General features: G+C 70.1%; 16 protein-coding genes. 4 read left to right on the forward strand and 12 right to left on the reverse strand.

Going from position 1 to position 20,479, the window contains the following annotated elements; translation table 11 throughout:
* Positions 1-20 precede the first annotated feature (20 nt).
* Together JK363_RS44455 and JK363_RS37150 are read left to right on the forward strand one after the other, a co-directional pair.
* Entirely contained in the window at positions 21-2,537 is a 2,517-nt protein-coding gene (locus tag JK363_RS44455) for an FAD-dependent monooxygenase (protein WP_307822020.1), read from the forward strand.
* A 69-nt stretch (positions 2,538-2,606) separates the two neighbouring features.
* Positions 2,607-3,503: an SDR family oxidoreductase gene (locus tag JK363_RS37150; protein WP_201882351.1), complete on the forward strand. Its 897-nt coding sequence runs from the start codon at positions 2,607-2,609 to the stop codon at positions 3,501-3,503.
* A 171-nt stretch (positions 3,504-3,674) separates the two neighbouring features.
* On the opposite strand, the gene JK363_RS37155 is transcribed toward JK363_RS37150, so the two are convergent.
* From JK363_RS37155 to JK363_RS37205, 11 genes are all read right to left on the reverse strand, one after another.
* A complete protein-coding gene (locus JK363_RS37155) occupies positions 3,675-3,872 on the reverse strand; it encodes a hypothetical protein (RefSeq protein ID WP_201882383.1) in 198 nt (65 codons plus the stop codon).
* Between the two features lie 67 nt (positions 3,873-3,939).
* Entirely contained in the window at positions 3,940-5,004 is a 1,065-nt protein-coding gene (locus JK363_RS37160; protein WP_201882353.1) for a methyltransferase domain-containing protein, read from the reverse strand.
* 242 nt (positions 5,005-5,246) lie between these two features.
* Positions 5,247-5,393, reverse strand: coding sequence for a hypothetical protein (locus tag JK363_RS37165; protein WP_201882354.1), 147 nt, complete (start codon positions 5,391-5,393; stop codon positions 5,247-5,249).
* 152 nt (positions 5,394-5,545) lie between these two features.
* Positions 5,546-6,826, reverse strand: coding sequence for a D-alanyl-D-alanine carboxypeptidase/D-alanyl-D-alanine endopeptidase (gene dacB / locus JK363_RS37170; RefSeq protein ID WP_201882355.1), 1,281 nt, complete (start codon positions 6,824-6,826; stop codon positions 5,546-5,548).
* Positions 6,827-7,529: 703 nt separating this feature from the next.
* Complete coding sequence (locus tag JK363_RS37175; protein WP_201882356.1) at positions 7,530-10,118, reverse strand: acyl-CoA reductase; 2,589 nt, start codon at positions 10,116-10,118, stop codon at positions 7,530-7,532.
* Complete coding sequence (locus JK363_RS37180) at positions 10,118-11,281, reverse strand: LuxE/PaaK family acyltransferase (RefSeq protein ID WP_201882357.1); 1,164 nt, start codon at positions 11,279-11,281, stop codon at positions 10,118-10,120. Before JK363_RS37180 ends, JK363_RS37175 begins: the two co-directional genes overlap by 1 nt.
* The gene (locus tag JK363_RS37185; protein ID WP_201882358.1) at positions 11,278-12,429 is read right to left on the reverse strand and encodes a GNAT family N-acetyltransferase; all 1,152 of its coding nucleotides are present in this window, start codon (positions 12,427-12,429) and stop codon (positions 11,278-11,280) included. Before JK363_RS37185 ends, JK363_RS37180 begins: the two co-directional genes overlap by 4 nt.
* A complete protein-coding gene (locus JK363_RS37190) occupies positions 12,426-13,847 on the reverse strand; it encodes an MFS transporter (RefSeq protein ID WP_307822021.1) in 1,422 nt (473 codons plus the stop codon). Before JK363_RS37190 ends, JK363_RS37185 begins: the two co-directional genes overlap by 4 nt.
* Positions 13,844-15,106: a phenylacetate--CoA ligase family protein gene (locus tag JK363_RS37195; RefSeq protein WP_201882359.1), complete on the reverse strand. Its 1,263-nt coding sequence runs from the start codon at positions 15,104-15,106 to the stop codon at positions 13,844-13,846. The genes JK363_RS37190 and JK363_RS37195 overlap by 4 nt, the downstream gene beginning before the upstream one ends.
* A 416-nt stretch (positions 15,107-15,522) precedes the next feature.
* Positions 15,523-17,160 carry a phospholipase D-like domain-containing protein gene (locus tag JK363_RS37200; protein ID WP_236076440.1) on the reverse strand — a complete coding sequence of 546 codons (1,638 nt, stop codon included), beginning with the start codon at positions 17,158-17,160 and terminating at the stop codon, positions 15,523-15,525.
* A 78-nt stretch (positions 17,161-17,238) separates the two neighbouring features.
* Entirely contained in the window at positions 17,239-18,594 is a 1,356-nt protein-coding gene (locus JK363_RS37205; protein WP_201882361.1) for a cytochrome P450 family protein, read from the reverse strand.
* Between the two features lie 809 nt (positions 18,595-19,403).
* On the opposite strand from JK363_RS37205, the gene JK363_RS37215 reads away from it, so the two are divergent.
* Both JK363_RS37215 and JK363_RS37220 read left to right on the forward strand, forming a co-directional pair.
* A complete protein-coding gene (locus JK363_RS37215) occupies positions 19,404-19,697 on the forward strand; it encodes an ArsR/SmtB family transcription factor (protein WP_201882363.1) in 294 nt (97 codons plus the stop codon).
* The gene (locus JK363_RS37220; protein ID WP_201882365.1) at positions 19,694-20,080 is read left to right on the forward strand and encodes a VOC family protein; all 387 of its coding nucleotides are present in this window, start codon (positions 19,694-19,696) and stop codon (positions 20,078-20,080) included. The genes JK363_RS37215 and JK363_RS37220 overlap by 4 nt, the downstream gene beginning before the upstream one ends.
* Before the next feature lie 158 nt (positions 20,081-20,238).
* Here the strand turns inward: JK363_RS37220 and tnpA are convergent.
* On the reverse strand, positions 20,239-20,479 hold a 241-nt coding region (gene tnpA, locus JK363_RS37225; RefSeq protein WP_201882367.1), incomplete at its 5' end, for an IS200/IS605 family transposase.

Raw genomic sequence — 20,479 nt, forward strand, 5'->3', positions numbered from 1 at the left:
AGATGTCAAGGGAGCGGTCTGTGAAGGCCATTGTCATCGGAGCCGGTATCGGCGGCCTGACCTGCGCCATCGCGCTCCGGCGGGTGGGGATCGAGGTGGCGGTGTACGAGCGGGCCACCGAGCTGCGTGCCGCCGGTTCCGGCCTGTCGGTCATGAGCAACGCCGTCACCGCGCTCGCCACGCTGGGTATCGACCTCGGCCTGGACAAGCGCGGCCAAGTCGTGGAGTCCTTCACGATCCTGGACCACCGCGGCCGGAACATCAGGGACCTGCCCTTCAAGGAGGTCTGCGAGCAGGTCGGCGCGCCCAGTGTCTGCCTGAGCCGCTCCGACCTCCAGGAGGCCCTGCTGGACGCGGCCGGAGACTGCTCCCTCCACCTGGGCGCCGCCGCGACCGGCTTCGAGACGGACGACACGGGCGTCATCGTCCGGTTCGAGGACGGGAGTTCGGCGCACGGCGACATCCTCATCGGCGCCGACGGATTCCACTCGGCCGTCCGCGGCCGGCTCGTCGGGCCGGAGGCGTCCGAGGACAGCGGCTATGTCTGCTGGCTCGGCATCGTCCCGTTCCGCCACCCCGGCCTCGCCCCGGGCAGCGTGCGCCACTACTGGGGCAGCGGACAGCGCTTCGGCCTCATCGACATCGGCCACGGCCGCTTCTACTGGTGGGGCACCAAGAACATGCCCGCCGCCCGCTCACACGCCTGGGACGGCACCAAGGACGAGATCGCCCAGGTCTACGCGGACTGGGCCGACGAGGTGAGGGCGGTGATCGACGCCACCCCGCCCGAGGACATCCTCGCCGTGCCCTCCCGCGACCGCACCTTCCTGGAACGGTGGGGAGACGGCCCCGTCACCCTGCTCGGCGACGCCGCACACCCCATGCTGACCACCCTCGGCCAGGGTTCGGCCATGGCGATCGAAGACGCCGTTGTCCTGGCGCACACCCTGGCCGAGCCCGGGGCGCGCGACGACCTGCCGCTCGCCCTGCGGACGTACGAGGACCGCCGCCGCGACCGGACCCGGGCCATGGTCGCCGCGTCCCGGTCGATGAGCGACCTCGAACAGGCCGACACCCCCGCACAGCGGCAGGTCCGCGACGACTACTTCCGGCTGACGCCCCGGCAGGAGCTCGCCCGCCGGAACGCGGAAGCCCTCACCTTCCCCGGCATCCCGGACCCCGAACCACGCGTCCGGCGCAACCTCAGCCCCCTGGAGCGCTGGTACTGGATCGCGGACCGGACCTCACCGCTCAACGGCGTCATCCGGACCCGGGTCCACGGTCACCTGGAACTGCCGCTGCTGCGCCGCGCCCTGGACATCCTCCAGTCCCGCCACCCTCTGCTGCGCACCGCAATCAGCGACAAGGAGGGCGAAACCCCCGCCTTCCGCCCGGTCGGCGGGCGGCCGATCCCGCTGCGCCACCTCCAGGTGCCGGCCGCGGACCCCGGAGCCGATACCCGATGGGAACGCGAGGTCGACGAGCACGAGCTCGCCGAGGGCGTCGACTGGCACACCGGGCCGCTGCTGCGGGCCCTCGTGATCACGCATGAGGGTGCCGAGCGCGCGGAGGACGTCCACGACCTGCTGCTCACGGCAACGCACTGCATAGCCGACGGCATGACGGGCCTGTCCCTGCTCAGGGAGTGGATCGAGATCGCCGCGCAGCTCAGCACCGGAGAAGAGCCGTCAGCTATGTCCCGCCGGGCGCTGCCTGCCGCGGAAGACCTGCTTCCGCGCCACCACCGGGGCGAGGCGGGTGCCGCCGGTCTCACGGCGCTGATGGAGCGTGACGAGGAGGAGGCCCATCGGCTGCGGCCACGGCGGGTCGCCCCCAGTCGTTCCGTCCCCTTCGACCGGCGGCGCACCCGGATGGTGCACAGGTTCCTCGCCGCCGGGGAACTGGAGCTTCTCGTGGACGCCTGCAAGCGGCAGGAGGTCACGGTGCACGGAGCCCTTGCCGCCGCCATGGTGACCGCCGTCGCCCAGGAGGCGGGGACGCCGGAACCGGCCCACTTCTCGATCGGTTCCCCGCTCGACTTCCGTGCCGAACTGGACCCGGCCGTCTCCTACGACGAGGCCGGCACCTACGCGGCCACCCTTCCCTCCCGCGTCCTGTACCGGCCCGGCATGCCGCTGTGGCCCATGGCCCGCGCCATCAGCCGGGACCTCGCGGACCGCCGGAAGCGTGAGGAACACCTGTCCCTGGTCAACCTGCTGGACCGGGCGGGACCCAGGACACTGGCCGACAGTGAAGCGTTTATGCGCTCCATGGACGAACAGGGCCCGCTCAACCTGTGCCTCTCCAACCTCGGCCGCTCCGGCTTCCCCGACCGGGTGGGCCCTTGGCGCGTCTCCGACACCCAGCTCGTCGCGGGCATCTCGGTGACCGGCGCGATCGTGGCAACGGCTCTCACCGCCCATGGCCAGCTCGCCTGGAATTTCAGCTACATCGAGGGAATCGTCCCGGCACCGCGCGCCCACCACATCGCCGACGCGTCCCTGCGCACCCTGCTGTCCGCGGTGTCGGCGGGCTGAGTACGGCATATCCCATGCCTTCGGCTGACCGCTCGTCAGCCGTGTATCCCACCACAGAAGGAGAGCACATTGTTAACCCGCCAGCCCAAGCCCCTGTCTCCGGCCGGACGCGCCGTCGTCATCACCGGCGCCTCCTCCGGGCTCGGCAAGGAGTGCGCGCTCCGGCTGGAACAGCGCGGCTTCCGCGTCTTCGCCGGAGTACGCAAGGCCGAGGACGGCGAGCGGCTGCGCGCCGAGGCGTCCTCCACGCGGCTGCGGCCGGTACTCATGGACGTGACCGACCAAGGGTCCCTGCGGGCGGCTGCCGCCGAGGTTGCCGCGGTTGCCGAGTCCGTGGGTGAGCAGGGCGTGTGGGCGCTGGTGAACAACGCCGGTACATGCGTCTCGGCCCCCCTGGAGTGCGTGCCGCCCGAACGGCTGCGGCAGCAACTGGACACCAATGTCGTCGGTGCGCTCGCCGTCACTCAGGTCTTCCTGCCGCAGCTGCGCCGGAGCCGCGGGCGCATCGTCAACGTCTCCTCGGGGCTGGGCAGCTTGGTGATGCCCTACCTCGGCGCATATGCGGCGGGACAGTTCGCGAAGGAGGGAATGAGCGACGCGCTCCGCCGCGAGCTGCGGCCCTTCGGCGTCACGGTCTCCGTCGTGCAGCCGGGCGCGATCGCGACCCCGATCTGGGACAAGGTGCGGGAGGCCGGCGAGGAGATCCTGAACAAGGCCCCCCAAGACATCGCCGACCTCTACCGAGCCTCCTTCCAGCAGTTCCTGCGCATGAACGAGCAACGGGCGCAGTCGAGTACCACGCGACCGGAGGACTTCGCCCGCACCGTCTTCCGGGCGCTGACCGCCCCCCGGCCCCGGACCCGCTACTGCGTCGGCACCGATGCGCGGGCGGCAGCCACGCTGTCGCGGCTGCTGCCGGACGCCGCCTTGGACCGCGGCCTCAGCTCGGTCACCAAGGACCGATAGGGGCCCGGCCATGGCCATGGCCAGGGCGTCGGTGACCAGTTTGGTTTGCCCTGGGGTGGCCGATCGGATCGGGTGCCGGCCTTGCACCGGCGGTCCTGGCGGGTCAGCGACGCCCAGGCCGGTCCGCCGGTGCATGGCGTCATCGCCGACGGCGGCTACCGTCGTGCGGGGTCAGTCGGGCAGGGGCACGCGGATGACGGGGTCGAAGGGGTGCTTGTTGAAGCCGGTGCGCAGGTTCCGGCAGTCCGGCGCCGTGCACATGAAGAACTCCTCGACGGATTTCCGGCCCGTGCGGTTCTTGAGCCAGACCTTCTCCTCGGCCGAAAGGCGACGGTGCTGTTCGTCAGATGCGCAGGTGTAGCAGTACATCTTTTGCTCCGCTGACACGGAACCTCCTTGGGTGGACAGACAGTCAGTCCTGGATCTGAGGAGCCCTTCAGGCCAGTGTGGGGAGGGTGTTGTCCGGCTGGTCGAGCCATATACGTTGACCGGCTGGAGTGACCGTAAGGCCGAACCGCGTACGGGCCGGCCGCCCGGCAGCCGTCCACCAGGCGTGTGCCGTCATCAGTTCGTCCCAGAGCCGCCGTGGCCCGTGCTGTTCCACCTCGAAGTCGGCGGCTTCCGGCTCGTAGTCGACGGACGCACACGAGCCACTTGCCGCGTCGGCCAGCCAGAGGGTCCATGCGCCGTCCGGGCCGTGGCCCACGACCTGCTGGCAACCCGGCACAAGATCCCCGGCCGCGAACCACGCGTCGTCGTCGCCCAAGAAGTGCGGATCCAGCGTCGTACGGCTTCCGGCGGCCTCACCCCCGGAGCGGGCAACGGCCATGGCATCCCGGGACGGGGCCTGTGCGCGCATCCACATGAAGGCCGTGTCGCCGGGGACCGGGCCGCTCGCGGTGTGTCCGTCGGGGGCGGTCTGTTCGATCCAGGTGCGGGGCACGTCGTGGACGGAGCAGGTGGCGATGAGCCGGTCGTACGGCGCGCCGTCCGGCCAGCCTCGGGCGCCGTCGCCGATGACGACCGCAGGTGCGTAGCCGGCCGTTTTGAGGTTGGCGCGTGCTTGATCGGCGAGATCGGGGTCGACGTCGATCGTGGTGACCAGGTGGTCACCGAGTCGGTGGGCGAGGAGAGCAGCGTTGTAGCCGGTGCCCGTGCCGATCTCGAGGACTCGCTGCCCTTCGCGGATGTCAAGGGCCTGGAGCATGGCCAGGACGATGCGAGGCATGCTCGCCGAGCTCGACGGCGTACGGGCCACGGCAGTGTCCGGTGGGTCCTCCACCTGGGTCACCAGCGGGATGTCGCTGTACACCAGCTGTCGCCACCGGTCGGGGTCGTCGGCCCGGTCCAGGGGCTGGTATCCGTCGTCTCCGCGGATCCAGATGCGGTCCGGGATCAACCGGGCCCGGTCGACGTGGGTGCAGGGGGTGTGCCATCCGGCGGGGAGGTGCCCGCTCCCGGCGAGCTGCTCGGCGAGAGCGGATGGGCTCGGACGGGTCATCCTCTCGGCGCCTCCGGCCGCTTCGGATCCGGCGGCGGGATGGGCTTGTCAGGCTTGTGCCCATCGCTCTCCGCCGGGTCCTGCTTGCCGCTGTGTTTGCCCACGCGCTCTCCTTGTCCGAGGTGAGGGTCAATGGTGGCCTGAAGGTGAGACGCTCGGTAGGGCGCATTGGCGCATTCCGTCAGCCTGACGCTCACTCGTCCCACGTCGACGACGCACCTCCGCTCAGCGGGAGCCCGACCTCATCTGGCCATGCCGGCTCCGTAGGCGGCGTAGGGGGAGGCGGGGTGGGCGGGGTCGCCGAAGTGCTTCGCCACGGTCTTCTCCGCGTGCGCGGTGCGTACCGCCCATGGCCCCGACTTCGCCACCTGAGCCGTGGACCACGACACGTTCACCGCCCACCTGTAAACAGGGCAACGCGCCGCACGCGGTGTCGCGTGCGGCGCGTTGTTGAGGGCGGACGGGTCCTGCGGATAACTCGCCGGGGGATGACGTCGACGACGCAGGCGTCGTCACCGACGCCGCCCTCCGATTCCAGGGCTTACGCCCAGCACCCGTTCACGGTCGCGGCAAGGCCGTCCATGGCGTCCCTGGTGTCATCCGTGGCAGCGGTGGAGCCGTTCTCGATGAACGAGAAGACCTTCCACCGCCCGTCCTCGGCTTTGGTGAAGCCGCTCAGAGCGATGGCGCCGGTGAGAGTGCCCGTCTTGGCCATGACCTTGCCGACGGCGCACTTGGAGTCCGGAGTGTCGAACCGGCCCGAGGAGGGCCCCAGGGTGCCATTGTCGTCGCCCGCCACGGGCAGGCCGTCCTTGATAGAGCTCAGGGTCGGGCTGTAGCGCGGGTCGGTGGTCAGATCGAGGATGTCGGCGAGGGTCTGCGCCGGGATGCGCGTGTCGCGGGACAGACCGCTGCCGTCGTGCATCTGGAAGTTTTCCAGCGACACGCCGTAGTTCTGGCTCAGTACCTCCTTCACGACCGCTACTCCGTCCTCGAAGGTGGCCTGCCGCCCCGCACCGAGCGCCGTCATCCGCAGCAGTGTCTCGGCGGTGTTGCTGTCGCTCACGGTGAGCATGTGCTCGACGATCGTGGACAGACTCGCGGATGTGTGCTGGGCCACTGGGACGTCTCCCGGACCGGACGCGCCGCGCGTGACGTCACCGTTCACGGTGATGCCCTGGTCGGTGAGGCGCTGGGAGAAGACCTGCCCCGCGTCGAGGGAGGTGTCGTTGACGCCGTGCCCGTCCACCACCAGGGGCCGCACCGGGGCGACCGTGTCCGGGTAGTAGTCGGGCTTCCAGCCGGTGGCGGCTGTGGGCTCGGGGAAGAGGCTGTCATCGATGCGAACCTTGACCGAGGTCAGGCCCGCGCTCTTCAGCCCGTCGGCGGCGGTCTTCGCGAGTGCGTCGAGGTCGGCGCTGGTGAGGGTGCGGTCGCCACCGCCGACGAGGGTGAGCGTGCCGTCGCCGTAGACGACCTTGGTGGTGAACTTGTGGTCGGGGCCGAGGACGGTCAACGCGGCGGTCGCGGTGGCGAGTTTGGTGTTGGACGCGGGCATCAGCGCGGTGGCCGCGTCGTGGCCCCAGATGACCTTGTCCGACTCGGAGTCGATGACAACACCGCTGAGCGTGGTGCCCAGTCGGGGGTCCTGGACACGAGTGTTCAGGTTATCCGCGATCTTCTGATCGGCGGGGTCGAGTGTGGTGCCGTACGTCTTCGCGGTGTCCTTCTCGGCGGCGAAGGCGGACGGGCCGGTCAGGATCGTTCCCGCGACGGGGGCAGCTGCCGCGAACATGACCGCGCGGCGAGCTGCCGGGGTCATCTTTCGCGGCTTGCGGTGACGACCGCGGACACCGGTGGCCGGTGAGGTGGAGGGCATTGTGGTCCTTGGCGTGAATGTATCGGGGAGCCAGATCTGATCTGGAACATGAATGAACAACCACATCCGTTGCTAGTTCAATTGAAGAGGGGAGGTTCCAGGTATTTCCCCAGACATGGAGGGGCAGCATGGGCTTCACGTGCCCGAGTCACCTCCATCGGCCCGCAGGTGATCGCCAGACGCTCGCGCGCGGCCCCGTTCGTTGCGGGTACCGAACGGCGTTGGGACGCTACGGAGGAGTGGAAACCGGGACCGTGGCTGCGTCACCGCTCGAGCGGCTCGGCCGGCGTACGCATGACGGAGCGCAGACAGCGATGGGGTTCAAAGGCCCTCAGGGAGGGCTTCACGACACCGGCGCCCCGACGATACGAACCGCATCACCCCGGTCGTCCTGCTCACCGACCCCGTTCTCCGTGACGTGATCACCCGGCCCCGGCTGGTGGTGACGCTCCCCGCGGGCGGTCCTGAGAGCCGCGGCATGGCCCCGGCCCACCCTCCCAGCCTGCGCGGAGAGCACGGCCGGTGCGGATCGGCCCCCTGCGCCACCGCGCGGTTCACCTCCGCTCGCGCGGAGACCACCCATGGCGGACGCTCAGATGTGCCTCCCCCGACGGCTCACCGTCGCCGCCATGGGCCCACGCGGGGCTCAGCCCGTCGTCCGCCGGTCGACGAACGCGCGGAGCTTCCCACTGGTCGCCGCCCGTTCGAACGACGCCACATCGGTGATCTCTACGGACAGTGTCAGCACGCCGGCTTGCTCGACCGAGGAGCGCAGCTCCGGGATCGCCGCCAGGAAGGCGGCGCGAGCCTCTTCGGCGGGCGGGGCGTAGACCGCGTCCAGGCGCACGGTGAGCCGTTCGCAGAGGGGCTCACCGGTCAGGACCACCTGGATTTCTCCGCGGTAGCCCAGACGCGTCTGAGCGGCTTCGACGAAGCGCCGGTAGTGGTAGGAGTACGTGCCCACGCGGACCACGTCGCCGTGGCGGCCCAGGAGTTCGATGCGAGGGGTGCGGCTGCCGCAGGGACAGTCGCACTCCAGGGCGCGGCCGAGGTCGCCGATCTGGTAGCGGTCCAGCCGCTGCCCGGCCCGGGCACGGCTGGTGAAGACCAGACGGCCCGGTTCGCCGGGTGTCACGGGCCGGTCCTCCTCGATGTCGAGGATCTCCAGCGTGTGCAGGTCGGTGAGGACGTGATGGACCGAGCCCTCGGCGTGCTCGCACTGGTAGCCCAGCGGGCCGAGGTCGGTGCTGCCGTAGGCGGCGGACCGGATCACCTCGACGCCGAAGTCCTCCTCCAGGACGCGGCGTTGCTCGCCGGTGAAGTGTTCGCCCCCGTAGTACACCTTCCGCACCCCGCCCCAGGCGCCCAGGGTCTCGCGCTGGGTATGGAAGAGCTGCCACAGGTAGGACGGCATGCCGAAGAGGGTGTCGGCGCGGTAGGCCACCAGCGCCTCGGCGACGGCGGCGAGGTCGTCGCCCGCGGCCAGCGGGATCTGGGTGGCATTGAGCCGTTCCAGGATGGAGAAGAAGCTGATGAAGCTGCCGTACATCCCGCCGCAGTAAAACAGGTTGGCGGCGCGGTCGCGAGCCGGGTCGAAGCCCGAGTCGAGCAGCCCGTGCGCGGCGGCGCGCATCTGGGTGTCGTAGTCGGCGTTGGTGAACACCGACAGGGCGGGCGCCCCGGTGGTGCCGCCACTGCGGAAGTACAGCTGCGCGTGCTCGGGGGCGAGATGGCGCAACTGGTCCTGCACACCCGCCTTGTCGAGGAGGGGGCCGGTGGGCGGTGCGGGGTGTAGTGGCGGGGCGACGAGGTCGTCCAGGCAGGAGGTCGCGGTGAACCGCTCGTCGGTGCGGACGGCGACCCGCCTGCTGTAGCGCTGGAGCGCGTAGACGCCGTCGTGGGGTTCGCCCTCGTAGCTCTCCAGCATGTCGCCGATGGGTGTCACCCGGGTGACACCGGCGGTGAGCAGGGCGCGGGAGAGCGTGGCGATGTCCGTGCGGTGGCCGCCGACCGCCGCGGTCTGGAGATAGCGGCGCATCGGGCGCAGGGTGGCGGTGATGTCGTGGCGCGGCAGTGGCTTGACCCAGACGCTGCGGTGGAGCGGCGAGGCGGTGAGCGCGGGCCGGGTGTCGGCGAGGACCCGCCAGGAGCCGTCGTCGGCGGCGATGACGCGGGTGAGCCCGAGGTGCTGTTCCAGCCGTGCGACCAGCTCGGTGTTGGTGATCTCCGCGTGCTCGGCGAGGCCCAGTGCCGGGCGGGGCAGTTTGTCGGAGACCTGCGCCAGGTGTCCGGCCAGGTCGTCGGCGAAGGCGAAGACCTCGTCCGCGTTGGTGGTGTCGAGGTAGACCACCTGCGGACTGGAACACGCCTGCTGCTCCAGGCGGCAGACATCCGCGGCGAGCGCGGACAGGACGGATGGGTCGGACCAGGAGTCGCGGCACAGATAGGCGAAGGAGATCTTGTGTCCCCATTCGACGAGGCGGCAGCCGGGCCGCGCCAGTTCGGTGGTGCCCGCCACGGCGTCCTCACCTCCCCAGACGGCGATGGCGTCGGCTGCGGCGCACAGCGGCTCCAGCCACTCGCGTCGGCCGGAGGGGAAGCTCAGCACGACGATCCGGCGGGCGAGGGTGCCGGTCGGGTCGGCGGCGGCCAGTTCGGCGAGCAGGTGGTGTGCGAGCGGGGTGTCGGAGCTGCTGGTCTTGAGGATGTTGAGGTTGCCGGACAGCAGGCCCTCGACCACGCTCAGCGGGGCGACACTTGCGGCATTGCCCGGGGCGATGTGTACGAGCAGTCCGACCGGCGCCCACGCCTCGTAGACGGTTTCGCGTGCGTCGGGCCGGGTGAGGCGTTCGGGGTGCGGGCCGCCCAGTTCGCGGCGGAGCTTGCGCTCCAGCGCGGGACGGGCGAGGGCGGTGGCGAGGTCGGCGAGGAGTGCCGCCGCCTCCTCGGGCTCGGTGCCGTCGTCGGTGAGGCACCGGGTGAGCCGGGTGTGCACGGGGTCGCCGGGGGTGTGCAGTGCGCCGGAGAGTTGGTCGCAGGCAGCGAGGACGATCTCGGTGGGGAGTTGTTCGCTCAGGACGCGGTCGGTGAGGGCGGGGAGGTCCGCGAGGTGTTCGGTGACCTCTGCCTCGTCGATGAACGCGCCCTGCCACCAGTGGTGTTCGCCGCCGGGTGTTCCGGGGGCCGGTGCGGCGTTCCCCGCGGTGGCGGTCCCGGGTGTCGGTGCGCTGGTCATCACATTCCCTTCAGGAGTTCGGCGGCGGCCACGGCGCAGCTGCGGTTGCGGCTGATCCCGGCCCGGCCGTGCACGGTGAACCACTCGGTCGGCTGGGCGCAGCCGCATTCCTCGCCGGGGTGCAGGGAGGCGAGGTCGCCCATGAGGACGCTCTGGGCGGGGACGGAGGTGATGTACGGAGAGACGAGGTGCAGGTAGCCGCGTTCGCCGTAGGGGAGGGGTGCCAGGGTGGCGGTGTCGCGTACGGCGGCGCGGGACCACACGGGGATGTGCAGCCGGTGCCGTTCGCACTCGACGTAGGGCACGCAGTGCTCCACGGATCCGAAGGTGTCGCGGATCCGCTCGGAGGGGATGCCGAGCTGCTCGCTGACCTGCGCGTAGAAGGTGTCCTTGCTGATCTGCCGGTCGGTGTGTCCCTTCCAGCCGCCGCCGAGGACCACCAGCGATCCGGCCGGCAGGCGCACCGGCGGAACGCCGAGGGAGCGCATCCGCTCCAGGGTGAAGTGGAGGAAGGCCGGGAAGCCCAGGATCCGCACGGGCAGGCCCTCATCGGCGTAGCGCTGGAGGGCTTCGATGCAGCCGCGCGCGTCGAACTCGTGGCCGCTTCCGGTGTGCCGCAGGGCGTGGGTGGTGTCCTTCGCGGGGGCGAAGTCGCAGAGGTAGTTGTCGGTGAAGGAGGTGCCGAGCCTGAGCGAGGGGGCCGGTTCGTAGCTGTAGAGCAGGTAGTTCACCGGCTGGTCCGGGGTGATCCAGCCGTAGTGGTCGAAGATCCGGGCCACCATGCGCTGGGCGGCGCGGATGGTCCATTCGTCGAAGAACATCTGCGACTTCTGGCCGGTGGTCCCGGAGGAGGTGAGGTGGAGGTGGACCTCCTCCCGGGGGATGGAGAGCACTTCGTGCCGCTTGAAGAAGTTGGCGTGCACCAGCGGGGTGCGGACGTCCCGGCCGATGCTCGGTGCGGGCGCGGCGGGCTCGTCGGCCAGCAATGAGCGGAAGAACGGGGAGCGTTCGGCGTGCCAGGCGTTGCTCTCGGCCATGGCGGCCGCGAAGAGGGCGTCGGCCTCCGGTCCCCGTTCGTACGGTGCGGTCAGGTCGCACAGCCGCTGGACGTGCGGGAGGGCGCCGGGGTCGGGGACCTCGACGGGAAGCAGATGGGGGTTCATGAGACAACCTCGTGAAGGGGAAGGTAGGTCGCGGTCCAGGCCCGCAGGTACGCGCTCAGGTACGGCCGCACCAGCGGGCTGACGGCGGCGGTGCGGAAGTCGATCTGGCGGTTGGTCCGGGACAGCACCACGTAGTCGTGGAAGCGGTCGCCGATGCGGCGCATGGCCGGATAGAGCGCGCTGGGCACGAAGCCCGCGGTGAGGAACGCGCCGAGACCGGCGGTGTCGGACAGGGGGAGCAGGGTCTCGACGTAGTCCGCGCCGGTGCGGATGACCGTGGCCATCAGTGGTTCCAGGGCGTGGGCCATGGCCGCCGGGTACGGGTGCACGGCGATCAGCGAGCAGCTCCGGGCGGCCGGGTCCAGGTCCGCGTACACCTCGAACGTGCCGTCCTCGGGGGTGAGGATCGCGTTGGGGGAGTGCAGGGGGAAGAAACGGTCGGCGGGGTCGGGGAACTGTTCGAGGAAGCGGCGCCGGACGAAGGAGCGGGCAGTGACGATCTCCATGGCGGTGGTGGCCGGGACGGAGGATCCCGAGGACGGTCCGGTGCCCGGGGTCTCGACGGGCCGGGCCGCCGCGTAGTCGACGTCCGAGGTGTGCCCGGCGGCGGCGAGGAGCGGGGCGAGGGGTTCCGGCACGTGTGCCACGGTCTCGCGCTGCTCCAGCACGCCGTCGGCGTAGCGGACGAAGAGGGCCAGGCTCTCGCATCCGGCGACTTCGACGGCGTTGGGCAGGAGCCCGAGCGGCCGGAAGCCGTTGCGCACCACGACGTGCTGGGGGCCTTCGGTGACTACGCGGACGGTGGCGTACACCGAGTTGACCGTGCCCGTGGCCAGGGCGTCGGCGCAGGCCGCGGCGGTGAGCCGGCCGGCCAGTCCGCCGTGGCGCTGGGCGGGATGGACGGCCAGGCCGAGAAGCTTGCCGATACGGGTGCCGGGGTCGGTCTGCACGACCACGGAACCGGCGGGCTCGTCGCTGTCCGGGCAGCGGGCCACCAGCCAGTGGGTGTGCGGATCGGTGATGAGGCGGCGCATCTCGGCCGGGTCGCTGCCCAGTGGGACGGGGTAGCCGTGGCCGTAGACGTCGAAGTACAGCTGCCGCAGGTCGGCGATGTCCTGGAGGACGGCGGGGGTGATGGTGACGCTCATCGTGCTCCTCCTCCGGTGGTGGCGGTGGTGTCGGTGGCCGTCTCCTGGGCGGGCGCGTCGGCCTCGTCGTCCGTGTTGGATGTGGCGGGTGTGGTGTCGGCGGGAGGGTGCGGCGCGGCGGCGATGGCGGCGTCGCCGCGTGTGCCCGTCCACCACAGAGCGAGGGCGACGGGCACCAGGCCCACGGCCTGGACCAGGCACAGGGTGCGCGGTGAGATCTGGTCCCCGAGCGCTCCGAACAGCAGTGACGCGACGGGGAACGTGGCCCCGAGGAGTGACTGCATGACGGCGAAGAAGCCGGGCTTGTCCGCCGCGGGCACCAGCCGCTGGAACAGGGCGACGAACCGTACGCCGATCGTGCCCACACACCAGCCCGCGACGGCCATGGCAGCCGCGTAGGCGGTGCGGTCGGTGATGAGTCCCGGTACGGCGAGCGCCGCCGCCATCAGTCCGAGGCATGCGGTGCCGGTCGTGACCGGACGGCCCGGCAGCCGACCACCGGTGAAGGATCCGACCAGCGTGCCGGTGCCGAGCGCCGCTTCCAGCAGCGCGACGGTCGAGCCGTCCTGGTGCAGTACCAGCGCGGTGTACATCGGCATGACGACGAAGACGGCGGTGGTGACCACGTTCGCCGCGGCGAAGCAGAGCAGCACCCGCCGGATGAACGGCAGGTCCGCGAGGATGCGGCGCAGTGTGCGGCGTGGGGCGGCGGATGCTCCGCCGACCGGGTCGGCTGCCGTGGTGGTGCCGGTGTCCTCGGCGGCGGGGGTGGCCGGGAACCGCGTCACACCGACCAGCATGGCCGCGAGGAGGTACGCCCCGGCGCATCCGGCGACGATGCCCGGCAGTTGCCAGGCGTCGATCACGAGCGGTCCGAGGAGGCCGCCGGCCAGTCCGGCGATGGACTGGGTGGCCAGTTCGAAGCCGGTGGCCGCCTCCACGTCGGCGTCGTCGACGAGTACGGGCAACGAGGTCGTCAGACACGGGTCGAACAACGCCTGGCAGCCCGCCAGCAGCAGCGCGGCGCCGTAGGCGAGGCCCATCGGCAGCGGCGTCGTGTACGCCCAGGCGGCCGTGGCGGCGGCGACCAGTCCGGCTCCGGCGGCGGCCGCCGCCATGACGGTGCGGTACGGGTGGCGGGCGATGACGGTGGCGACGACGGGGGCGAGCGCGACCGCGGGCAGGGTGCTCACGGCCAGGAACGCGCCCGAGGCCAGGCCCCGTTCGGATCCGGCGGACCACTGGATGAGCCACCACACGATGCCGACCTGGAACATCCGGGCGGAGGCCTGGGTGAGCACCTGGGCGATCCAGACGGCGCCGAAGGCCGGATTGCGCAGGACGACGGGCAGCCGGGTGGCGGATCGTTTCGGCAGCGGCGCGGACGCGGACGATCCGGGGGCTAGGGGCGCGTTCACGCGAGCGGCCGTTCGTCCAGGACGCGGATGAGCTTCCCCGAGCGGGCGTTGACGGCGAGGTCGGCGTGGCGCACCCAGGTCAGGGCGACGGGGTGCACATGCCCGGCCGCGGCCGCCTCCGCGTACATCGGGCGGGCGGCGTGGAACGCCTTCTCGACGGCCGCGGCAAGTTCGGACAGCTCCCCGGACCCGGTGTCGCACGCCAGGCGCAGCAGCAGGCCGTCCCGGTCCGCCCAGCGGCGCACCACGAGCTGCACACCGGTGATCCGGCCCGCGACGTCGGCGTCCCGCACCAGGTCGTGGATGTCCTGGGTGTGCAGGGCCACCGGACCCACACGCACGCCTTCTTCGGCGCGGCCGAGGACGCGGAAGCGGCCGGCGGCGACATCGGTCCATTCCGCGCGGTCACCCACGGGGTAGCGCAGGATGGGCATCAGCCGGCGCCGCAGGTCGGTGACGACAACCCGGCCGGGGACGCCCGCACGGGTGATCGGCTCTCCGGTGTGCTCGTCGAGGATCTCGACGACGCTGTATGGGGCGGGGGCCCGGTGCAGCCGCGGATCGTCGCCGGGCACGGGAAGGCCCACGAGCCCGGCGTCCACGGCGGCGTAGCCGATGGAGGCCACGCGGGCGGCGGGGAAGGCGGTGGACAACAGCCGCTGCTGGTCGCTGAAGATGCTCTCGCCGCCGAAGAACAGCATGGTGACGCAGGGCAATTGGCGCCCTTCGGTCCGGAGGTGTTCGGCCAGGCCGCACAGCGTGGTCGGGGTTCCGGCGATCACCTCCACGCCGAACTGCTCCAACGTGGCGACGGTCGAGGCCAGGGGCGCGGCGCCGCCGATCGGGAGGCGGACGTTGGCGACCGGGGAGCGCGCCAGACTGTCCAGGATGAAGGTGTAGCTGGCGTACAGGTCCCCCGCGTAGAAGAGGTCGGCGACCCGCTGCCCCGGCCGGAGCCCGGCTTCGGCCAGTCCGGCACCGAAAGCGGTGGTGAATTCCCGCCACTCTTCCCGGGTGTAGAAGGAGAACTTCGGTGATCCGGTCGTCCCGCCGCTTTTGAAGACGACGGCTTCTTCCAGCGGCCCGGTCAGAAGGGTGTTATCGCGGGGAGTGTTGGCCTGCCAGAACTCGCTTTGCGGGATGACCGGCAGTGCGGTCAGCTCCGTGACGCCTTCGGGTAAACCGGAGTAGAGCGCCGAGTAAAAGCCCGAGTTGCGCCGGGCGAAATGAATGAGTTCCGCTAGTGATTGAACGGGCATCAATTCCTGCTTTGAGGCATACGAAGGACGACGGTGTCCATGAAACGCGAACACCGCTGCGGGGTGGTGTTGGTTCAACTGCTGGTCAGGCAAGTGCGGCTGTGCTGTACGGCTGGTCCGGAAAACTCACGGACCAGCCGGAATGCGGCCCGGGGTGCAGGGTCGGAATTCCTGCTCCACCAAGGCTGACTCTGGCTTGCTTCTTACCGCTTCATGCGTGCACCGACACTCAACGATAACACCCTCAGGAGGGTCCTGATTACCCGTCGGACGCCAGAACGGGCGTGCGGAGCCCGGCATGGCGGAAAAGTATGGGGAGACACGTGGAGGACCGGCCCCGGCAGGTGGGAGAAGCATTGCCGGGCCGGTCCCCTGGTCCGGTGTTCAGCGCCCCGGGCGCTGAACACGGGGGCGGTTCATCCGGGGCATACGCCCCGGGCGTAGTCGACCGTCGCTGTCTTCTGGGAGTACTTCCATTCCGGGTTCAGAAGGGACTCCTTCAACTGCACTGCGGCGTCACGGTCCTCGACGATGTAGCCGAAGTCTTGCAACCAGGCGGGGTAGAGGTTCTTCGACCCGATGTAGAACGCCGAGTCGTCCACCGAGACGATCTTGTGGTGCAGTGCATAGGGCTTGCCGTCGGCCCAGCGGTCTTCCGGGGAGCTCCGGAAGGCGGCGAGCTGAAGGTTCCGGCACATCACCGCGTCCGCCTCCGCCGTGCTTCCGGTGCGCTTGACCAGGCGGTCCCGCAGAGCGTCGCTGATCTCGGACAGGGAGGTGATCTGGGAGTAGCCGCCGCTGCCGAAGGCGCCGCGGTTGGCCGGATCGCTCACCACGATCCGCACTTTCACGCCGTCCTTGAGTTTGGCCGCCAGGGTGTTGTAGAGCCGCACGTCGTAGCGCGGCAGCGGCGGGCAGGTGGCGTTGAGGTCCTGCTGCGAGATGTCGATGCGGGACGTGGCGGAGGACACGAGTGAACGCAGCGCGCTCTCCTCGGGGTTGACCGTGTCGTAGTCGCGGTCCGCGTTGGTGCGGTCGGGGAGTCCGGCGGTGCACCGGACACCGGGCGCGGGGGACGGGGTGGGGGAGTAGTGGGAGGACGGATCCTTGTCCTTGATGCCCACGCCCAGCCCTCCGACGGCGACGACCGGGACGTCACCGGCCGTTTCCGCCGCTCGACCACCGCCCTGACTGTCCTCTCCCTTCTCCAGGGTGCGCATACAGGAGGCGCCGCCCGAGGTGGCAAGCCATACCCGGGCGGGATTCCGGGAGTTGTCGCAGGTCCAGTCCCACAGGGTGTCGAGGTACCGGGACGCGGACCCGGCGGCCGGACCGCTCAGCGCCATGTCGGCGTCGGAGACCGGGTGGGCGGTGTCGAGGTAGTCGTCCTTCCAGCCGTTGATCCCACCGGTCACCGCGGTCCGGCCGTCGACGACCAGGAGTTTGGAATGGTTCCAGGAGAAGGCGGTCTTGGAGGTGGTCATCGAGGCCACGTTGAGGGTGACGGACGTGGCGGCGTCCCCGAGTTGCTCGATCAGTTCGTCGCGGTAACGCGAGGGAATCACATTGAGGTGATAGAGGGGCGCGGCCCCGACGAGGATGCGTACCCGGGGGCGGTGACCCGCCTGGACCGATGCCTTGAGCCCTTTGACGATCGCGTCCTGGAAGCCGCCGTTCGGGAACGGTGCCAGGGAGGAGATGTCCACGGTGTGCTCGGCCCGCGCGATGTTCTGCTCCATCCGGCGCAGCAGCGAGCGCGTCCCGGAGCGGTCGGTGCACTTCGCGTCGCCCCAGCAGCCCGGAGTCTGCAACAGCCAGCCGGACGGGTCGCCTTTGGGGGCGTCCAGCCGATTGCCCTCGGTGCGCTGCCACATCGAACCCTCCATGCCGGGCGAGACCTCCCGGAGCGTCTTTTCGACGGCGTCCAGATGCGGGGTCGGCGGAGCGTCGGCGGCGTGAGCCGGGTCGGCCGTGACGGTGGCGGGTAAGGCGGTGAACGTGGCGGTGAGAGCGACCGCGGCGGATATCAGACGGCGGAGGTGGGGGCGAGCCAAGAGGTTTCCTTCCGGTACATGAGCAAAATGCCGAACGGGCTGATGGCCCGCTCGGCTGTGGGGTGACCCGAAGCTACCTTACTCCTGAGTAGCGTAACCATTCGGGTATCGATCTTGAGTCACGTCCGGAACACCGAGCCGCCCGACAGGTCCACGGCCCACCGGCGACTCCCCTGCACGGGTTCCTGCCCGAGGGACCGCGGGGCCAAGGCGGATGGGGAGTGCGCGGTGGCCGTTGGAGATGAAGCTGGGAAGGGGACGGAGCTGGTCGTGGTCGACCGCGAGGCGCATCCGCGGAAAGCGGCCGAAGAGGGCCGCGAGTGCGATACGGCCTTCGACGCGGGCGAGTTCGGCGCCGACGCACAGATGGTGTCCGTGCCCGAAGGCGAGGTGGTCGTGCGCGTCGCGGGTGATGTCGAACCTGTCCGGGGCGACGTGAACGCCCGGATCACGCCCGGCGGCGGCGAAGTTGATGACGACGGCGTCGCCCCGCGCGAAGGTGAGGCCGGTGGGTTCGTCGACGACGTCACGTACGGCGAAGCGCATGATGATCGTGGCGATGGGCGCTTGGTGGCGCAGCGCCTCCTCCACGACCTCGGGCCAGGTGACGTCACCGGCCGTGGCACGGGCGAGCTGGCCGCGGTGGACGAGCAGGTTCACGATCGCGTGGTCGAGGAGGTTGACGGTGGTCTCGTGTCCGGCGCCGATGAGGAGCATGAGGCTGTCGGTGAGCTCCTGCCCGGTGATCTGGCCATCGTCGCACGAGGCGATGAGGCTTGAGGTGATGTCATCACCGGGGCGCCGCTTCTTGTGGTCGATCAGCTCGTTGAGGAGCTCGTACACCCGGACGTGAGACGCCGCGGCTGCCTCCGGCGTCAGATCGGTGGCGAACAGGTCACCGATCGCGTCCCGGAAGGCGTCGTGCAGTTCCTCGGGCACGCCCAGGACAACGTTGACGACGAGGAGCGGCAGGCGCCAGGCGAACCGGGCCCGCAGATCCACGGCCTCCTCCGGACCGACGGCCTCCAGGTCAGCGAGCAGTGTCTCGGTGATGGCCTCGATCTGGGGAACCAGCGCGCGGACCCGACGCGGGCTGAACGCGGCGGCCAGCGGGCGGCGCAGGCGGCGGTGTTCCTCGCCGTAGGCGGTCAGGGCGCTTCGGGTGTCGACCCAGAGCCGCAGCGGCCAGTCCTCCGGCAGCTCCCCGCTGGTGTAGACGGGCCAGTGTCGCGAGTCCTTGGAGATGTCGGAATGGGTGAGGAGTCGCCTGATGAGCTGAGGGTCGGTGACGGACCAGGCGGGAATGGAGCCCGGGAGCAGGACGCGGGCGGCCGGTCCGTGGGCACGCAGGGCGGAGGCCTCGCCGTGGATATCGGATCCGGTCGGGTCGAGGCGGTAGGGGCATTCGGTGGCGGGGGTGTGCGCTGTGACCATGCTGATCACCTTCCGTGCGGGTCGAACCGGCGTCGGGCTGGAAACGGACGGGTAGAGCGTCGAGCCTTCGCTGAGCTGGGCCTCGGCCCTGCGTACGCCTCATCCGCGGTGGAGAGGCGTCCCCGTGGCCGGAGGGTCGGGAGAAGCGGGGTGGTACTGCGTAGCAGGACAGCGGTGGTACCGCAGTTGAGGGTCACCGACCCCGTGCACCCCAGGGGAGACATCGACGCGGGAACCGCACGGGGTGGTGTCCCGGATCCTGGATACACCACCTCGCACGGTTCCAGAAGGGCGCACATCGCGCTGGCGTCCGCTGTCCAGCAGCCGAGTGATCGCCTTCTGTCGTTTGTGCACCAGGACCTGGACGGAAACAGTCGCCGCGGAGCCCGAAGTCCGGCTGGGCAGGACACGATCGCCGCGAGCCGCCCCTGGGAGCCGTGGGTCGCCCGGCACAGCGAGGAAAACAGCCGAGACTTCCTCGCGAAGTGAGAATCGCATGGGGCTAACGGTGACGTGTACAACTACGCCATCGCCCAACGCGGCACTCTCATCGGCATGTGCCAGGGCTGCCGTGGGGCCGAGCCTCAGGGTCGGCGCATGGGGTAACTGGCTGCACCCTGCGGCCACCGGCCCGGGCATCGCCACGAGGGCGACAGCGCCATGGTCACCGAGATGTTCACCCTGCCGGACGTGGAGTACCTGGAAATCTCGCGCGACTTGGCCAACACCTCCAGCGCCGCCATACCGCGCCGGTTGGGCTTCACCGAAGTCCCTTGTTAGGCAAGTGGCTACTTGCCTATAGTGTGGTTGTGGCGGAAGATGTCTTCAAGGCGCTGGCTGACCCCACTCGCCGGCGCATCCTCGATGAGCTGACGGAACGGGGCAGCCAGTCCCTGTTCGAGATTTGCGCGCGGCTGGCGACCAAGCACGGTCTGGGGTTGTCCCGCCAGGCGATCAGCCAGCATCTGGCCGTGCTGGAAGCCGCGGGTCTGGTCCAGACGCGACGCCAGGGCCGCTACAAATTCCACGACCTGAACACCGAACCGCTTGAGCGCATCGTGACCCGGTGGCTCAGGCCCGATGCGCCGGAGAGCACCCCATGAAGATCCACTTGTCCAGCGTTTTCGTCGACGACCAGGCCAAGGCTCTGCGCTTCTATACCGATGTCCTGGGCTTTGTGAAGAAGACCGAGGTCCCGCTCGGTGAGTACCGCTGGCTGACCGTGGTCTCGCCGGAGGACCCCAACGGCACCGAGCTGGTGCTGGAGCCCGACAGCCACCCCGCGGTGAAGCCGTATACGACGGCGCTGGTCGCTGACGGCATTCCGGCGACCTCCTTCGCCGTGGACGATGTACACACCGAATTCAACCGGCTGCGCGAACTCGGGGTGCACTTCACCCAGGATCCGGTGGAGATGGGCCCCGTCATCACGGCGGTGCTGGACGACACCTGCGGCAACCTGATCCAGATCGCCCAGTACAGGTGAGTCCGGCGCGGTGATCGGCCGAGCGCCTCGCTCGCCGCACCGCCTCCGTCGGCAACCGGTCGTGTCCGTTTGCCCTACGGCCTTACCGGGACTCTTGCAGAAAGCCCCGGCGTTCACGCCGGGGATGAATGCATCTCAAGGCTGCTCTGACGTGCACTTTAGAGCGGACGTTTTTGCTGCTCGATGTACTGGCGGACGATCGCCAATGGTGCTCCGCCGCACGATGCGGAGAAGTACGAGGGCGACCACAGGTGTCCGTGCATGATGGCGCGGTTGATCCGGCCGGTGAACTCCTGCCGTATCCGGCGGGCGGAGACCCCCTTGAGGCTGTTGACCAGCTTCGAGACGGCAACCTTCGGCGGGTAGTCGATCAGCAGGTGGACGTGATCGCGTTCGCCA

The sequence above is a fragment of the Streptomyces coffeae genome, assembly GCF_016741875.1.
Lineage (GTDB): Bacteria > Actinomycetota > Actinomycetes > Streptomycetales > Streptomycetaceae > Streptomyces > Streptomyces coffeae.

Coding starts and splice junctions, on each gene's coding strand:
- JK363_RS37180 (WP_201882357.1), bottom strand. CDS start 11,281: ATGAACCCCCATCTGCTTCCCGTCGAGGTCCCCGACCCCGGCGCCCTC.
- JK363_RS37160 (WP_201882353.1), bottom strand. CDS start 5,004: ATGACCCGTCCGAGCCCATCCGCTCTCGCCGAGCAGCTCGCCGGGAGC.
- dacB (WP_201882355.1), bottom strand. CDS start 6,826: ATGACCCCGGCAGCTCGCCGCGCGGTCATGTTCGCGGCAGCTGCCCCC.
- JK363_RS37205 (WP_201882361.1), bottom strand. CDS start 18,594: ATGGTCACAGCGCACACCCCCGCCACCGAATGCCCCTACCGCCTCGAC.
- JK363_RS37155 (WP_201882383.1), bottom strand. CDS start 3,872: ATGTACTGCTACACCTGCGCATCTGACGAACAGCACCGTCGCCTTTCG.
- JK363_RS37185 (WP_201882358.1), bottom strand. CDS start 12,429: ATGAGCGTCACCATCACCCCCGCCGTCCTCCAGGACATCGCCGACCTG.
- JK363_RS37175 (WP_201882356.1), bottom strand. CDS start 10,118: ATGACCAGCGCACCGACACCCGGGACCGCCACCGCGGGGAACGCCGCA.
- JK363_RS37195 (WP_201882359.1), bottom strand. CDS start 15,106: ATGCCCGTTCAATCACTAGCGGAACTCATTCATTTCGCCCGGCGCAAC.
- JK363_RS37220 (WP_201882365.1), top strand. CDS start 19,694: ATGAAGATCCACTTGTCCAGCGTTTTCGTCGACGACCAGGCCAAGGCT.